The organism is Pseudomonas khorasanensis, assembly GCF_014268505.2.
Lineage (GTDB): Bacteria > Pseudomonadota > Gammaproteobacteria > Pseudomonadales > Pseudomonadaceae > Aquipseudomonas > Aquipseudomonas khorasanensis.
The window spans coordinates 342,368-358,266 of record NZ_JABWQP020000003.1; the positions used below are offsets into that span (position 1 = coordinate 342,368).

16 protein-coding genes are annotated in these 15,899 nt (G+C 57.4%); all 16 read right to left on the reverse strand.

Translation table 11 applies throughout. From position 1 onward, the window contains the following. Position 1 precedes the first annotated feature (1 nt). The 16 genes from HU727_RS10895 to mnmE all read right to left on the reverse strand — a co-directional run bounded on the left by HU727_RS10895 (position 2) and on the right by mnmE (position 15,895). Complete coding sequence (locus HU727_RS10895; protein ID WP_186531253.1) at positions 2–778, reverse strand: DeoR/GlpR family DNA-binding transcription regulator; 777 nt, start codon at positions 776–778, stop codon at positions 2–4. A gap of 207 nt (positions 779–985) precedes the next feature. Beyond that, positions 986–2,353, reverse strand: coding sequence for a bifunctional UDP-N-acetylglucosamine diphosphorylase/glucosamine-1-phosphate N-acetyltransferase GlmU (gene glmU, locus HU727_RS10900; protein ID WP_186531255.1), 1,368 nt, complete (start codon positions 2,351–2,353; stop codon positions 986–988). A gap of 117 nt (positions 2,354–2,470) precedes the next feature. Beyond that, entirely contained in the window at positions 2,471–2,896 is a 426-nt protein-coding gene (locus tag HU727_RS10905) for a F0F1 ATP synthase subunit epsilon (protein WP_016772407.1), read from the reverse strand. Between the two features lie 45 nt (positions 2,897–2,941). Continuing rightward, positions 2,942–4,321: a F0F1 ATP synthase subunit beta gene (gene atpD / locus HU727_RS10910; protein WP_034152182.1), complete on the reverse strand. Its 1,380-nt coding sequence runs from the start codon at positions 4,319–4,321 to the stop codon at positions 2,942–2,944. Positions 4,322–4,348: 27 nt separating this feature from the next. Then, entirely contained in the window at positions 4,349–5,209 is an 861-nt protein-coding gene (atpG, locus tag HU727_RS10915; protein ID WP_008084419.1) for a F0F1 ATP synthase subunit gamma, read from the reverse strand. Positions 5,210–5,259: 50 nt separating this feature from the next. Next, positions 5,260–6,804, reverse strand: coding sequence for a F0F1 ATP synthase subunit alpha (gene atpA, locus HU727_RS10920; RefSeq protein WP_186531257.1), 1,545 nt, complete (start codon positions 6,802–6,804; stop codon positions 5,260–5,262). Positions 6,805–6,825: 21 nt separating this feature from the next. Further along, positions 6,826–7,362, reverse strand: coding sequence for a F0F1 ATP synthase subunit delta (locus tag HU727_RS10925; protein ID WP_007911956.1), 537 nt, complete (start codon positions 7,360–7,362; stop codon positions 6,826–6,828). Positions 7,363–7,374: 12 nt separating this feature from the next. Next, a complete protein-coding gene (locus HU727_RS10930; protein WP_016772403.1) occupies positions 7,375–7,845 on the reverse strand; it encodes a F0F1 ATP synthase subunit B in 471 nt (156 codons plus the stop codon). Positions 7,846–7,904: 59 nt separating this feature from the next. Further along, positions 7,905–8,162 carry a F0F1 ATP synthase subunit C gene (gene atpE, locus HU727_RS10935; protein WP_003097235.1) on the reverse strand — a complete coding sequence of 86 codons (258 nt, stop codon included), beginning with the start codon at positions 8,160–8,162 and terminating at the stop codon, positions 7,905–7,907. Positions 8,163–8,295: 133 nt separating this feature from the next. Then, positions 8,296–9,165 carry a F0F1 ATP synthase subunit A gene (atpB, locus tag HU727_RS10940; RefSeq protein WP_186531259.1) on the reverse strand — a complete coding sequence of 290 codons (870 nt, stop codon included), beginning with the start codon at positions 9,163–9,165 and terminating at the stop codon, positions 8,296–8,298. A gap of 16 nt (positions 9,166–9,181) precedes the next feature. Continuing rightward, the gene (locus HU727_RS10945) at positions 9,182–9,589 is read right to left on the reverse strand and encodes a F0F1 ATP synthase subunit I (protein WP_186531261.1); all 408 of its coding nucleotides are present in this window, start codon (positions 9,587–9,589) and stop codon (positions 9,182–9,184) included. A gap of 148 nt (positions 9,590–9,737) precedes the next feature. Beyond that, on the reverse strand, positions 9,738–10,610 hold the full coding sequence (locus HU727_RS10950) for a ParB/RepB/Spo0J family partition protein (RefSeq protein WP_186531263.1): 873 nt from the start codon (positions 10,608–10,610) through the stop codon (positions 9,738–9,740). Between the two features lie 9 nt (positions 10,611–10,619). Beyond that, positions 10,620–11,417: a ParA family protein gene (locus tag HU727_RS10955; RefSeq protein ID WP_016772400.1), complete on the reverse strand. Its 798-nt coding sequence runs from the start codon at positions 11,415–11,417 to the stop codon at positions 10,620–10,622. Between the two features lie 18 nt (positions 11,418–11,435). Then, positions 11,436–12,080 (reverse strand): 16S rRNA (guanine(527)-N(7))-methyltransferase RsmG, encoded by a 645-nt coding sequence (gene rsmG, locus HU727_RS10960; RefSeq protein ID WP_186531265.1) that lies wholly within the window; start codon positions 12,078–12,080, stop codon positions 11,436–11,438. Further along, complete coding sequence (mnmG, locus tag HU727_RS10965; RefSeq protein WP_186531267.1) at positions 12,077–13,975, reverse strand: tRNA uridine-5-carboxymethylaminomethyl(34) synthesis enzyme MnmG; 1,899 nt, start codon at positions 13,973–13,975, stop codon at positions 12,077–12,079. The genes rsmG and mnmG overlap by 4 nt, the downstream gene beginning before the upstream one ends. Before the next feature lie 552 nt (positions 13,976–14,527). Beyond that, positions 14,528–15,895, reverse strand: a complete 1,368-nt coding sequence (gene mnmE, locus HU727_RS10970; RefSeq protein ID WP_186531269.1) for a tRNA uridine-5-carboxymethylaminomethyl(34) synthesis GTPase MnmE — start codon at positions 15,893–15,895, stop codon at positions 14,528–14,530. Positions 15,896–15,899: the final 4 nt, after the last annotated feature.

The following is a 15,899-nucleotide window of genomic DNA, read 5'->3' on the forward strand; positions in this document are numbered from 1 at the left end:
GTTATTTCTCCTGACTGACAGCCGCGCAAATCAAAGTGATTCCGCGGGCCTGAAGCTGATCCCGTGCCTCGACAGGCAGGCGATCATCGGTAATGAGGGTATGGACGCTGCTCCAGGGCAGCTCCAGGTTAGGAATCTTGCGGCCGATCTTGTCGGCCTCCACCATCACGATGACTTCTCGCGCAACGTCGGCCATCACCCTGCTGAGGCCGAGCAATTCGTTGAAGGTGGTGGTGCCGCGAACCAGATCGATGCCGTCGGCGCCGATAAACAATTGATCGAAGTCGTAAGAGCGTAGTACCTGCTCGGCTACCTGGCCCTGGAAGGACTCGGAGTGCGGGTCCCAGGTGCCGCCGGTCATCAACAACACCGGCTCGTGTTCGAGTTCGCTCAAGGCGTTGGCGACGTGCAGGGAATTGGTCATCACCACCAGGCCGGGCTGGCGTCCCAATTCGGGAATCATCGCGGCCGTGGTACTGCCACTGTCGATAATGATGCGCGCGTGCTCGCGGATACGTTGAACCGCCGCGCGGGCAATCGCCTGTTTGTAGGAAGACACGCTTTGGGCAGTTTCCGCGACCAACTCCTGAGGCATGGTGATCGCCCCGCCGTAACGGCGCAGCAAAAGACCATGGCTTTCGAGAGCGGCCAGGTCCTTTCGAATCGTAACTTCGGAGGTTTCGAAGCGCTTGGCCAGCTCATCCACACTGACTTCGCCTTGCTCATTGAGCAAGGAAATAATGTTATGACGGCGTTGGGGCGTGTTGCGCTTTGACATGGCGGCTTAAGTTTCGATTCGAAAGATAACGAAAGCAATGAAACTCTATCGAAAGGATGCCGTCAAGACGCAGGGAGAAAAATTCAGGAAGATAGAACCTACTGCGGGAGCGAGTCTGCTCGCGAAAGCTCTGCGCCAGTAACAGAAAATGTCACTGCTAGACAGCATTCGCGAGCAGGCTCGCTCCCACAAGGAACTGTGGATAAGTCAGGATTTTTTAATTTTTTCCGGGCGCTTCCAGCCGTCGATATTCTTCTGACGTGCTCGGCCAACCGCCAACTGAGCGTTATCCACATTCTGCGTGATGGTTGAGCCGGCAGCGGTGGTCGCACCGTTGGAGATATCCACAGGCGCGACAAGCGAGTTGTTCGAGCCAATGAAGACATCTGCGCCCAGCACCGTTTTCCACTTGTTGGCGCCATCGTAGTTACAGGTGATGGTGCCAGCGCCGATATTGGTGCGCGCACCGATCTCGGCGTCGCCCAGGTAGGTCAGGTGGCCAGCCTTGGCACCCTCGCCCATGTGTGCATTTTTCAGCTCAACGAAGTTACCCACATGGGCGCGAGCGTCGAGCACCGTGCCCGGGCGCAACCGCGCGAAAGGACCGGCATCACTGCCCTCGCCGAGAATCGCGCCCTCGATGTGGCTGTTGGCCTTGATCACCACGCCTTTGCGCAGGGTGCTGTCCTTGATCACGCAGTTCGGGCCGATCTCTACATCGTCCTCGATGACGACGTTGCCTTCGAGGATCACATTGATATCGATCAGCACGTCGCGACCCACGGTGACTTCGCCGCGCACGTCGAAACGGGCCGGGTCACGCAGAGTGACGCCTTGGGCCATCAGCCGACGGCCTGCACGCAACTGATAGTGACGCTCCAGCTCGGCGAGCTGTTTGCGGTCATTGGCGCCCTGCACTTCCATCGGGTCGTGCGGTTGTTCAGTGGCCACGACCAGGCCATCGCTGACGGCCATCTCGATCACGTCGGTCAGGTAGTACTCGCCTTGAGCGTTGTTGTTCGACAGACGGCTCATCCAGTCGGCCAGACGACTGGCAGGGACTGCAAGGATGCCGGTATTGCCTTCAGTGATCGCCCGCTGGGCTTCGCTGGCATCCTTGTGCTCGACGATTGCGGCAACCTTGCCTTCGGCGTCACGGACAATACGACCGTAACCGGTCGGATCGTCCAGCTCGACCGTCAACAAGCCCATCTGGCCGGGAACAACGTGCTTGAGCAAGCGCTGCAGGGTTTCGACTTCGATCAGTGGCACATCACCGTACAGAATCAGCACGGTGTCAGCCTCGATGAATGGCACCGCCTGGGCGGTGGCATGGCCAGTACCGAGCTGTTTGTCCTGCAGCACGAAATTCAGATCATCCGCCGCCAGACACTCGCGCACGACATCGGCGCCGTGGCCGATAACGACGTGGATGCGCTGTGGATCAAGTTGCCGGGCGCTGTGGATAACATGGCCCAACATGGAATTGCCGGCAATCGGATGCAGTACTTTTGGCAGCGCCGAACGCATGCGAGTGCCTTGACCGGCCGCGAGGATAACGATTTCGAGAGACATGACTGGCTACCAATCCTGGGTGGTCAGCAACTGCGACCGGGGTTTGAATTCGGAAGAAGAAAAAAGGGTAGCCGAGGCTACCCTTTTTTATCAATCGCACAACAAGCGGCTGGCGGATTAACCGCCAAACTTCTTGCGGATCTGCTGAACGGTGCGCAGCTGAGCTGCAGCCTCGGCCAGACGTGTGGCAGCGGCGCCGTAATCGAAGTCCGCGCCTTTTTCGTTCAGGGCATTCTCGGCAGCCTTGAGAGCTGCTTGAGCCTGAGCTTCATCCAGGTCGGCAGCACGTTGCACGGTATCGGCAAGTACCTTGACCATGTTCGGCTGAACCTCGAGGAAACCACCGGAGATGTAGAACACCTCGGCTTCCCCGCCTTGCTTGATCAGGCGGATCGGACCTGGCTTCAGATTAGTGATCAGCGGCGCGTGACCCAGAGCGATACCAAGATCACCCAGTGCACCGTGCGCAATCACCATCTCGACCAGGCCGGAAAAGATTTCCCCTTCCGCGCTGACGATATCGCAATGGACTGTCATAGCCATCTGATTGCCTCAACCTAAATTAGCGCCCGTTGCCGGGCGCCGGGATTACAGTTTCTTGGCTTTCTCGATCGCTTCTTCGATGCCGCCAACCATGTAGAACGCTTGTTCTGGCAGGTGGTCGTAGTCACCGTTGAGGATGCCTTTGAAGCCAGCAATGGTGTCTTTCAGGGAAACGTATTTACCCGAAGCACCGGTGAAGACTTCAGCCACGAAGAACGGCTGCGACAAGAAGCGCTGGATCTTACGAGCACGGTTAACCAACTGTTTGTCGGCTTCCGACAGCTCGTCCATACCCAGGATCGCGATGATGTCTTTCAGCTCTTTGTAACGCTGCAGAACGTACTGAACGCCGCGAGCGGTGTCGTAGTGGTCCTGGCCGATCACGTTCGGGTCCAGCTGGCGCGAAGTCGAATCCAGTGGATCCACCGCCGGGTAGATACCCAGCGAAGCGATGTCACGGGACAGAACGACGGTGGCGTCCAAGTGGGCGAAAGTGGTCGCTGGCGACGGGTCGGTCAAGTCATCCGCCGGTACGTATACCGCCTGGATCGAAGTGATCGAACCTTCCTTGGTCGAAGTGATACGTTCCTGCAGAACGCCCATCTCTTCAGCCAGGGTCGGCTGGTAACCTACTGCCGAAGGCATACGGCCCAGCAGTGCGGATACTTCGGTACCGGCCAGGGTGTAACGATAGATGTTGTCGACGAACAGCAGAACGTCGTTACCTTCGTCACGGAACTTCTCGGCCATGGTCAGGCCAGTCAGGGCTACGCGCAGACGGTTTCCCGGCGGCTCGTTCATCTGACCGTAAACCAGTGCCACTTTGTCCAGAACGTTGGAGTCCTTCATCTCGTGGTAGAAGTCGTTACCCTCACGAGTACGCTCACCCACACCGGCGAACACGGAATAACCGCTGTGCTCGATGGCGATGTTACGGATCAGTTCCATCATGTTTACGGTTTTGCCCACACCGGCACCACCGAACAGACCGACTTTACCGCCTTTGGCAAACGGGCAAACCAGGTCGATAACCTTGATGCCGGTTTCCAGCAGGTCGTTGCCGCCTGCCTGTTCAGCGAACGAAGGCGCTGGACGGTGAATGCCCCAACGCTCTTCGGTGTCGATCGGGCCAGCTTCGTCGATCGGGTTACCGAGGACGTCCATGATCCGGCCCAGAGTCGCTTTACCGACCGGTACGGAGATGGCTGCGCCGGAATCGGTAACTTCCAGACCGCGCTTCAAGCCCTCGGTGGAACCCATCGCAATGGTGCGAACCACGCCGTCGCCCAGCTGTTGCTGAACTTCCAGAGTGGTTTCAGCCGCGCTCATTACTTTCAGCGCGTTGTAGATGCTCGGTACGCTGTCGCGTGGAAATTCCACGTCGATAACGGCGCCGATGATTTGAACGATACGTCCGCTACTCATAGCTGGATCCTCTGAATATTTGAACCGTTAAACCGCGGCAGCGCCGCCGACGATTTCCGAGATCTCTTGGGTGATCGCAGCCTGACGCGCCTTGTTGTAGATCAGCTGCAAATCGCTGATCAAATCACCGGCGTTGTCGGTAGCGTTCTTCATCGCGATCATCCGCGCAGCTTGTTCAGCCGCGTTGTTCTCGACCACCGCCTGGTAGACCTGCGACTCGACGTAACGGACCATCAAGCCATCAAGCAGCTCTTTGGCGTCCGGTTCGTAGAGATAGTCCCAGTGGTGCTTGAGATCCTGATCCGGGGTTGCCACCAGTGGAATCAACTGCTCCACGGTAGGCTGTTGCGTCATGGTGTTGATGAACTTGTTGGACACCACGGACAGGCGGTCAATACGGCCGTCCAGGTAGGCATCCAGCATCACCTTGACGCTGCCGATCAGATCATTGATCGACGGCTCTTCACCCAGGTGGCTGATAGCTGCAACGACGTTACCGCCGAAGTTGCGGAAAAAGGCCGCACCCTTGCTACCAACGACACACAGATCAATCTCGACGCCGTTTTCGCGGTTTACCGCCATGTCCTTGACCAGGGCCTTGAACAGGTTGGTGTTCAAGCCACCGCACAAACCACGGTCACTGCTCACGACGACATAACCGACACGCTTGATGGCGCGGTCGATCATGAACGGGTGGCGGTATTCCGGGTTGGCGTTGGCCAGATGCCCAATTACCTGGCGGATACGCTCCGCATAAGGACGGCTAGCAGCCATGCGCATTTGTGCCTTGCGCATTTTGCTGACCGCCACTTTTTCCATGGCGCTGGTAATCTTTTGCGTGCTTTTGATGCTCGCAATCTTACTGCGAATCTCTTTTGCGCCTGCCATGTAACACCTATCAGGTTAGCAAGCGGGAGCCTCGCGGCTCCCGCTGCGGCTTACCAGGTTTGGGTGGCCTTGAACTTCTCGATACCGGCTTTCATGCCAGCGTCGATTTCGTCATTGAAGTCACCTTTAACGTTGATCTTGGCCATCAAATCGGCGTGATCGCGGTTGAAGAAAGCGATCAGCGCTTGTTCGAAGCTGCCGATCTTGGCGATTTCAATGTCAGTCAGGAACCCACGCTCAGCGGCATACAGCGACAGCGCCATGTCAGCGATCGACATTGGGGCGTATTGCTTCTGCTTCATCAGCTCGGTAACGCGCTGACCATGCTCAAGTTGCTTGCGGGTGGCTTCGTCCAGGTCAGAAGCGAACTGGGCGAATGCCGCCAGTTCACGGTACTGAGCCAGAGCGGTACGGATACCACCGGAGAGCTTCTTGATGATCTTGGTCTGAGCGGCACCACCCACACGGGATACCGAAACACCGGCGTTCACTGCAGGGCGGATGCCCGAGTTGAACATGGCCGATTCCAGGAAGATCTGACCGTCGGTGATGGAAATCACGTTGGTCGGAACGAACGCGGAAACGTCGCCAGCCTGGGTTTCGATGATCGGCAGCGCGGTCAGGGAACCGGTTTTGCCGGTCACTGCGCCGTTGGTGAACTTCTCTACGTATTCTTCCGAAACGCGGGATGCGCGCTCCAGCAGACGGGAGTGGAGATAGAACACGTCGCCTGGGTAAGCTTCACGGCCTGGTGGACGGCGCAGCAGCAGGGAAATCTGGCGGTAAGCCACTGCTTGCTTGGACAGGTCGTCATAAACGATCAGCGCGTCTTCACCGCGGTCGCGGAAGAATTCACCCATGGTGCAACCGGAGTACGGTGCCAGGAATTGCAGCGCAGGAGATTCCGAAGCACTGGCAGCCACGATGATCGTGTTGGCCAGGGCGCCGTTTTCTTCCAGCTTGCGAACCACGTTGGCGATGGTCGATTGCTTCTGACCGATGGCTACGTAGACGCAGAAAATGCCGCTGTTCTTCTGGTTGATGATCGCGTCGATCGCCAGAGCGGTTTTACCGATCTGACGGTCACCGATGATCAGCTCACGCTGGCCACGGCCGACAGGGATCATGGCATCGACAGCCTTGTAGCCAGTCTGTACAGGCTGGTCTACCGACTTACGCCAGATCACGCCTGGAGCAACTTTCTCGACCGCGTCGGTCTCGGTGTTGCCCAGTGGACCTTTACCGTCAACAGGGTTACCCAGCGCATCGACTACGCGGCCCAGCAATTCCTTACCAACAGGAACTTCGAGGATGCGGCCGGTGCACTTGGCGCTCATGCCTTCAGCCAGAGACTGGTAGGAGCCCAATACAACGGCACCTACGGAGTCTTGCTCCAGGTTGAGGGCCATACCGTAGACGCCGCCCGGAAACTCGATCATCTCGCCGTACATGACGTCGGCCAGACCGTGAATCCGCACGATGCCGTCAGATACGCTGACGACAGTGCCTTCGTTACGGGCTTGGGAGGTCACATCGAGCTTGTCGATGCGGCCCTTGATAATTTCACTTATTTCGGAAGGATTGAGTTGCTGCATTGCTCTGCTGCCCCTTCAAACTCAAGATTTCAATGCTTCGGCAAGTTTCGCGATTTTGCCGCGAATCGAGCCATCGATAACCAGGTCGCCGGCGCGGATCACGACACCACCAATCAAGGCAGCGTCCTCCGCAACTTGCAGGCGCACTTCCCGGTTGAGTCGTGCACTGAGAACCTTGGCGAGTTTGTCTTGCTGTTCTTGGTTCAATGCAAATGCACTGGTTACTTCAACGTCTACCGACTTCTCTTGCTCGGCCTTGTACAGGTCGAAAAGAGCGGCGATCTCCGGCAGAAGCGGGAGACGGTCGTTTTCGGCAACGACGTTGATGAAGTTCTGTGCCTTGGCATCAAACTTGTCGCCGCACACGTCAATGAACGTGGCGGCCTTTTCTGCGCTCGTCAGTCGCGGGGCCTTGAGCACGCGCTGCATGGTGTCGTCTTGCGACACCGCTGCTGCCAGGCCGAGCATGGCTGACCAATTGGCCAGTTGCTGGTGGGCCTGAGCGTGCTCGAAGGCCGCCTTAGCGTAAGGTCGGGCCAACGTGGTCAGTTCTGCCATGATCGCCCTCGCTTAGATTTCAGCAGCCAGTTGGTTAACCAGCTCTGCGTGCGCGTTTTGATCGATTGTGGCACCCAGGATCTTCTCGGCGCCGCCGACAGCCAGCAAGCCCACTTGGGCACGCAGCTTGTCTTTGACGCTGTTCAGTTCCTGTTCGATCTCGGCTTGAGCCTGAACCTTCACACGGTCAGCGTCGATACGGGCTTTTTCAACAGCCTCTTCGACGATCTGGTTACCGCGTTTCTTGGCTTGCTCGATGATTTCAGCTGCCTGAGCTTTCGCTTCGCGCAGTTGCTGACCCGCTTTTTCTTGGGCCAACTCCAGGTCGCGAGCTGCACGGCTGGCAGCGTCCAGACCATCAGCGATCTTCTTTTGACGTTCGTGCAGAGCAGCGATGACCGGAGGCCACACATACTTCATGCAGAACAGTACAAAAATCAGGAACGCAACGGACTGGCCAATCAGGGTCGCATTAATGTTCACGCCAACACCTCGCAGTTACGTTGTCCATCACACCAGATTACTCGGAAGACTCCGGGTAATCAGCCAGCGATCTGACCAACGAACGGGTTCGCAAAGGTGAAGAACAGAGCGATACCAACACCGATCATGGTTACGGCGTCGAGCAGACCGGCAACGATGAACATTTTAACTTGCAGCATTGGAACCATTTCTGGCTGACGCGCTGCGCCTTCCAGGAACTTGCCGCCCAGCAGGCCGAAACCAATTGCGGTACCCAGTGCGCCCAGGCCGATCAACAGTGCAACAGCGATAGCGGTTAGACCAACTACAGTTTCCATCTTTCCTCCCGACTTTTACGTCGTATGGTTTAGGTTTTTTAGATTAAAGCGGTAAAACAAATCGTTTCAGGTGCCCTGTGAAGAGCCCCTCCCCGTTTTACCGGGAAGGACATCAGACTAGTCGAGACTGGCCTTAATGGTTTTCTTCGTGCGCCATCGACAGGTAGACGATGGTCAGCATCATGAAGATGAACGCCTGCAGCGTGATGATCAGGATGTGGAACACAGCCCATGCCCACTGCAGAACAACGCCCAGGCCGCTCAGCCAGAGCAGACCGCTGCCGAACATCACAGCAATCAGAATGAACACCAGCTCGCCGGCATACATGTTGCCGAACAGACGCAGCGCCAGAGAGATCGGCTTGGCGATCAGCGTCACGAACTCCAGCAGGAAGTTCACCGGAATCAGCAGGGCCTGAACGAAAATGTTCTTGCTGCCGAACGGGTGCAGGGTCAGTTCGCCGATGAAGCCGCCGATGCCCTTGACCTTGATGCTGTAGAAAATGATCAGTGCGAAGACCGACAACGCCATGCCCAGGGTCGCGTTCGGGTCGGTCGTCGACACGGCGCGGAACGGGATATGCGCATCACCGGATATCAGGATGGCCAACTGAGGAATCCAGTCGACCGGTATCAGGTCGACGGCGTTCATCAGGAACACCCAGACGAAGATGGTCAGTGCCAGCGGTGCGATCACCGGGCTACGGCCATGGAAGCTGTCTTTCACGCTGCCATCGACGAATTCGACCAATACTTCAACGAAGTTCTGCAAAGCACCCGGCTGACCCGAAGTCGCCTTCTTCGCCGCCATGCGGAAAAGAAGAACGAAGATCAGACCCAGCGCGACCGACCAGCCGAGGGTATCGACGTGGAAAGCCCAGAAGCCCATTTCCTTGGCTTCTGCTGCGGTGTGGGCAAAGCCCCAGCCGCCGTTGGGTAACTGACCGAAAGTCAGGTTCTGCAAGTGGTGCTGGATATAGCCCGAAGCGGTTGTCTCTGCCATGGTTGCCTCAAACGCCCTAAGGTCTCGAAAGTCTTGTTCTCATCAGCAGGGGAGCGAACCAGCTGACCGACTGAGTCAGCACGAACGCGCCGAATACTGCTATCGGCGCCAATGGCTTCACACCTGCAAACACCAGTGCAAAAAGCACTGCCGTCAAAATCAGTTTGCCTGCCTCGCCGGCATAAAAAGACCGGACGATGGACTGGGCTGCTCTGGCACCGGAAAACCTAAATGCCTTGTGAGCAAAATAAACATTGGGCAGCAAGGCTATCAGGCCTCCGCAAAGTCCCGAGTATCCGGCAACGACTCCATGCCATTGCCAGAGCGCCAAAGCGGCAATGAGCAAAACGACAAATTGAGCCATCAACACCGGAAAAACCGCCAGGCGATGGAACGGCAGGCGGTTTGGCTTGCGGGTTTCCATCACTATTGCTCTCCAATGGTCGGCTGCCAGAATTCAATAACTTGGCATAATTTGTGCCGACAAAATGCGCGCAGAGTATAGGGGCGGTTCTGCCCCTATTCAACTGTCAGGTAGTGATTTCCGACTGCGCGCTACATGAGGAAATGTTTCAGCGGATGTGTGCGAGCACACCTTGAAGCTCATCGAGCGAATTATAACCAATCACTAACTGGCCTTTGCCCTTCTTGCCATGACGAATCTGCACCGCAGAGCCTAGGCGCTCGGCCAGTCGTTGCTCAAGGCGCGCGATGTCGGGGTCGGGTCTGGCCGCCTCGACGGGCTCCGGTTTGCCACTCAACCACTGGCGAACCAGTGCCTCGGTTTGGCGCACGGTCAGGCCTCGTGCGACAACATGTCGCGCCCCTTCCACCTGCTGATTGTCCGGCAGACCGAGCAAAGCGCGGGCATGACCCATTTCCAGATCACCATGGGAAAGCATGGTTTTGATGACTTCAGGCAGCGCAATAAGTCGCAACAGGTTAGCCACAGTGACCCGGGACTTACCCACAGCCTCGGCGACCTGCTGCTGGGTCAGCTGGAATTCCTGTTGCAGACGCTGCAGCGCTACCGCTTCTTCGATCGGATTGAGATCTTCACGCTGAATGTTTTCGATCAACGCAATGGCGATTGCAGTTTCATCCGGAACATCACGGACCATCGCCGGGATGGTTTCCTGCCCGGCTTGCTGACTGGCGCGCCAGCGGCGCTCACCGGCGATGATTTCGAAGCGGCCGCCGCCAATCGGGCGAACCACGATCGGTTGCATCACGCCTTGAGCCTTGATCGACTGCGCCAGTTCTTCCAGCGCCTGAGGATCCATATCGCGGCGCGGCTGGTATTTGCCGCGCTGGAGCAGGTCCAGCGGCAGATGCTGCAGTTCGCGGGTGTCAGCTTGCGCGGCTTGTTCTTCCAGCGAGCTGACCGTCGGACCACTCAGCAGTGCATCCAGTCCACGTCCGAGACCTCGTTTCTTGACGGCCATGGGGATTCCTTAAGTTGGCTGGGCGGCGGCGATGCGTGAGTTTTTGCGCTGACGGCGAACCATCTCGCCCGCCAGCGCCAGATAGGCCAGGGCGCCGCGCGATTGCTTGTCGTAGGCCAGCGCCGGCATGCCGTAGCTCGGTGCTTCGGCCAGACGGATATTGCGCGGAATCACCGTGTCGTACAGCTGATCGCCAAAGTGTTCCTTGAGCTGCGCCGAGACATCGTTCATCAGGCTCAGGCGCGGGTCGTACATGGTTCGCAGCAAACCTTCGACTTTCAGGTTCGGATTCAGCAATTCGGCGATGCGCTTGATGTTATCCACAAGGTCGCTCAAGCCTTCGAGCGCAAAGTACTCGCACTGCATGGGGATAATTACCCCGTCTGCAGCCACCAATGCGTTCAGCGTCAGCATCGACAGCGACGGTGGGCAGTCGATCAGAATGTAATCGTAGTTATCGCGGATCGGCGCCAGCGCGCTGCGCAGACGGCTTTCCTTCATCTGCATTTCCAGCAGCACCACTTCCGCCGCCGTCAGATCGCGGTTGGCCGGCAGCAACTGATAACCACCATGCTCGGAAAAGTGCATGGCCTGGCCCAGATCGCATTCGCCGATCAGCAGGTCATAAACCGAGTTTTCCAGGCCATGTTTATCCACACCGCTACCCATGGTGGCGTTGCCCTGTGGATCAAGATCGATCAACAGCACCCGGCGCTTGGTCGCGACCAGGGATGCTGCGAGGTTGATGCAGGTGGTGGTCTTGCCCACGCCACCCTTCTGGTTCGCTATCGCGAATACCTTAGCCATTCTTGCTTGTGTTCCCAATCATGCCGTGCGGCGCAGTATCAGCAGATGGCGTTGGCCTTGGCAACCGGGTACGGCCAGGGCGTGTTCGCTATCGAGTTTGAAATCTGCCGGCAATGCTACCAGCTCATCAGCGGGATGAACGCCCTTCATTGCCAGCCAGCGTGTATCGGCGTCGCCAAGATGGCGAGTCCAGTGGGTGAAGTTTTCCATGCTGCTGAAGGCCCGGGAAATGATCCCGTTGAACGCCTGTTCAGGCTGGAAGGCTTCCACACGACTGTGGATAACTTGAAGGTTATCCAGTTTTAGCTCGAGTTTGACTTGGGTCAGGAAGCGGGTTTTCTTGCCGTTGCTGTCCAGACAGGTCACTTGCGACGCCGGATACAGAATCGCCAAAGGGATGCCAGGCATCCCGCCGCCACTGCCGACGTCGAGCCAGCGACCGTTTTCGATGAACGACATCACGCTGAGACTATCGAGCAAGTGCCGCGAAACCATCTCGTCGGGGTCGCGAACGGCGGTCAGGTTGTAGGCCTGGTTCCATTTGATCAACAGAGCCAGATAACCCAGCAACAATTCGTGCTGGGTTTCGGTCAGATTGACACCGAGCGCGCGGGCTCCTGTGGATAACTCTTCGGCGTGCTGCGAAGTGACCTTAGAACTCAAGCGCTTTGCTCCAACTGACGGCCCGCGCCGCGTTTTTTCAAATGAATCATCAACAGCGAAATCGCCGCCGGCGTTACACCCGGAATCCGCGAAGCCTGGCCCAGCGTCTCTGGACGGGTTGCGCCGAGCTTGCTCTGGATTTCCTTGGAGAGACCGGAAATGTTGGTGTAATCGATATCCACAGGCAGTTTTGTGTCTTCACTGGCGCGCAGACGGGCGATCTCGTCCTGCTGGCGGTCGATGTAACCGGCGTACTTGGTTTTGATCTCGACCTGCTCGGCGACTTGTGGATCATCGGCGCCCTGCCCGGTCACTTCGACCAGGCCAGCGTAGTCGATTTCCGGACGACTCAAGAGATTGAGCAAGTTGTATTCGTGGGTCAGCGGTGTGCCGAACTTTTGCGCAATCGCTTCGCCCTGCGGCGTGCCCGGGCGAACCCAGGTGCTTTTCAGGCGCTGCTCTTCGAGTTCGATGCTTTCGCGTTTCTTGCAGAAGGCAGCCCAGCGCGCGTCATCGACCAGGCCCAGTTCGCGACCTTTTTCGGTCAAGCGCAAATCGGCGTTGTCCTCGCGAAGGATCAGGCGGTACTCGGCGCGGGAAGTGAACATGCGGTAAGGCTCTTGAGTACCTAAGGTGATCAGGTCGTCAACCAAAACACCGATGTACGCTTCATCACGGCGCGGACACCAGGCTTCCTTGCCTTTGGCGCGCAGTGCCGCGTTGGCTCCGGCCAGCAATCCCTGGGCCCCGGCTTCTTCGTAACCGGTGGTGCCGTTGATCTGCCCGGCGAAGAACAGACCGCCGATGACTTTGGTTTCCAGGCTGTACTTCAGGTCACGCGGATCGAAGTAGTCGTACTCGATCGCATAACCCGGACGCATGATGTGCGCATTCTCCATGCCGCGGATCGATTGGACGATCTGCAATTGCACGTCGAAGGGCAAACTTGTGGATATGCCGTTCGGATACAGCTCATGGGTAGTCAGACCTTCCGGTTCGATGAATACCTGATGGCTTTCCTTGTCGGCAAACCGGTGAATCTTGTCTTCGATCGAAGGGCAATAGCGTGGGCCGACGCCTTCGATTTCACCGGCAGCGGAATACATCGGCGAACGATCGAGGTTCGCCGCGATGATTTCGTGGGTGCGGGCGTTGGTGTGAGTAATCCAGCAGCTGACTTGCCGTGGATGCTGTTCCTTGTTGCCCATGAACGACATGACCGGGATCGGCGTATCGCCAGCCTGCTCGGTCATCACCGAGAAATCCACAGTTTTGCCATCGATGCGTGGCGGCGTACCGGTTTTCAACCGTCCAACGCGCAAAGGCAACTCACGCAGACGGTGAGCCAGTGCAATCGAGGGAGGATCACCGGCACGACCACCCGAGAAATTCTGCAGACCAATGTGGATAAGTCCACCGAGGAACGTACCGGTGGTCAACACCACGGAATCGGCGAAGAAACGCAGACCCATTTGCGTCACCACGCCGCGGACTTGTTCCTGCTCGACGATCAAGTCGTCAGCGGCTTGCTGGAATATCCACAGGTTCGGCTGATTCTCCAGAATTTCGCGGACAGCGGCTTTGTACAAAATCCGGTCGGCCTGGGCACGGGTTGCCCGCACGGCTGGGCCTTTGCGGCTGTTCAACACGCGAAACTGGATTCCGCCCTTATCGGTTGCCATGGCCATCGCGCCGCCCAGGGCGTCGATTTCCTTGACCAGATGGCTTTTGCCGATGCCACCGATGGCCGGATTGCAGCTCATGGCACCGAGGGTTTCCACGTTATGCGTCAGCAGGAGTGTTTTTGCCCCCATGCGTGCTGACGCCAGTGCTGCCTCGGTACCGGCATGACCGCCGCCGATGACGATCACTTCAAAACGGGAAGGGAAATCCACCACGCACCTCGTGCCTGCTTAAGTAGGTCATTCAGGAAATAGATTGAGATCAGGTTTCTGAACCTGGTCGGCAAGTATAGGGACTTCGTCCTTCCTAAAGAACCCTCTGCACAAAAATTAACCAGCTGTGGAGAACTCCAGGTAAAAAGAATAAAAAAGAGAGAAATTTATAAAACCTTTGTTTTTATGTTTATTCTTACTGAGCGTGATTTCTGTGGATAGATCTCTATAGGCCTTTAAATCCGCTATGTACAGACTTTCAAAACCCTGTGCTCATGTCTCGATGAGGCCATTGGATAACCGGTGTAAGCCTGTGGATGAAAGAGGCAGTTATCCACATAGGGGTTTATATCCAGTTTTCAGGCCCTGTTATCAACCGACCTTAGCGGCGGTTATTCACAGGGCTTAATCCACAGATATTGACTGAAGAACGGAATTTCGCACGCAGAAAATTCCCGTCGGGACCGAAAAATCGGTCCAACAGTGGACGAAAATAATGCTGAGAAGGGAGAAGGCAGGTCACGAGCGGACCTGCCGGGCGTAGCGAAGGTACTATTTGCCGATGCAGAAGCTGGAAAAGATTCTTCCCAACAGATCATCCGAGCTAAACGCGCCAGTGATCTCTCCCAGGGAATGCTGCGCCTGACGCAAGTCTTCGGCCAGCAGTTCTCCTGCACCCGCCAGTGTCAGCTGGGCACGGCCATGTTCAAGCGCAGCACTGGCATGACGCAGCGCTTCAAGATGCCGGCGGCGTGCGCTGAAGCTGCTTTCTGAAGTCTGCTCGTAACCCATGCAGGCCTTGAGATGGTCACGCAGCAGGTCGAGCCCTTCGGCGGACCTGGCGCTGAGACTGATCGTCACATGGCCATCCTCGCTGGTTTCCAGGCTAATCGCTTCACCCGTAAGATCCGCTTTGTTGCGGATGAGGGTGACTTTCACCGGATCCGGTCGGGTTTCCAAGAACTCGGGCCACAGCGCAAACGGATCCAGCGCTTCCGGGGCGGTCGCATCGACTACCAACAAAACGCGATCCGCTTCACCGATGGCTTTCAGTGCCCGTTCAACCCCGATCTTTTCCACATGGTCATCGGTGTCGCGCAGGCCCGCCGTATCCACAACGTGGAGCGGCATACCGTCGATGTGGATATGTTCGCGCAGGATATCCCGAGTAGTGCCGGCGATCTCGGTCACGATAGCGGCTTCACGACCCGCCAGCGCATTCAGCAGGCTGGATTTGCCGGCGTTGGGTCGACCGGCAATCACCACGGTCATGCCATCACGCAACAACGCGCCCTGCCCGGCTTCCCGCAGAACTGTGGATAATTCATCACGCACTTTGTCGAGCATGCTCAACACATGGCCATCGGCAAGGAAGTCGATTTCTTCCTCCGGAAAATCAATGGCGGCTTCGACGTAGATGCGCAGGCCGATCAATTGTTCGGTGAGGTTATGCACACGCTGGGAAAACGCACCCTGCAACGAACGCAGGGCGTTGCGCGCAGCCTGTGCAGAACTGGCCTCGATCAAATCGGCAATCGCCTCGGCCTGGGCCAGGTCGAGCTTGTCGTTGAGAAAGGCTCGTTCGCTGAATTCACCTGGACGCGCCAAACGGCAGCCGAGTTCCAGGCAGCGCTTGAGCAGCATGTCCAACACGATCGGGCCACCGTGGCCCTGCAGTTCCAGAACGTCTTCGCCGGTGAATGAGTTCGGCCCCGGGAAGTACAGCGCCAAGCCTTCATCGAGCACTTGTTGGTCGTCGCTGAAAAACGGCCCGTAATGGGCATAGCGCGGCTTCAGTTCGCGGCCGCTGATGGCTTTTGCCGCGATGCTGGCCAGCGGCCCGGAAATACGGACGATGCCCACACCGCCGCGGCCCTGTGCGGTCGCAACGGCGGCAATGGTTTCACGAGGTGTGCTCATAAAC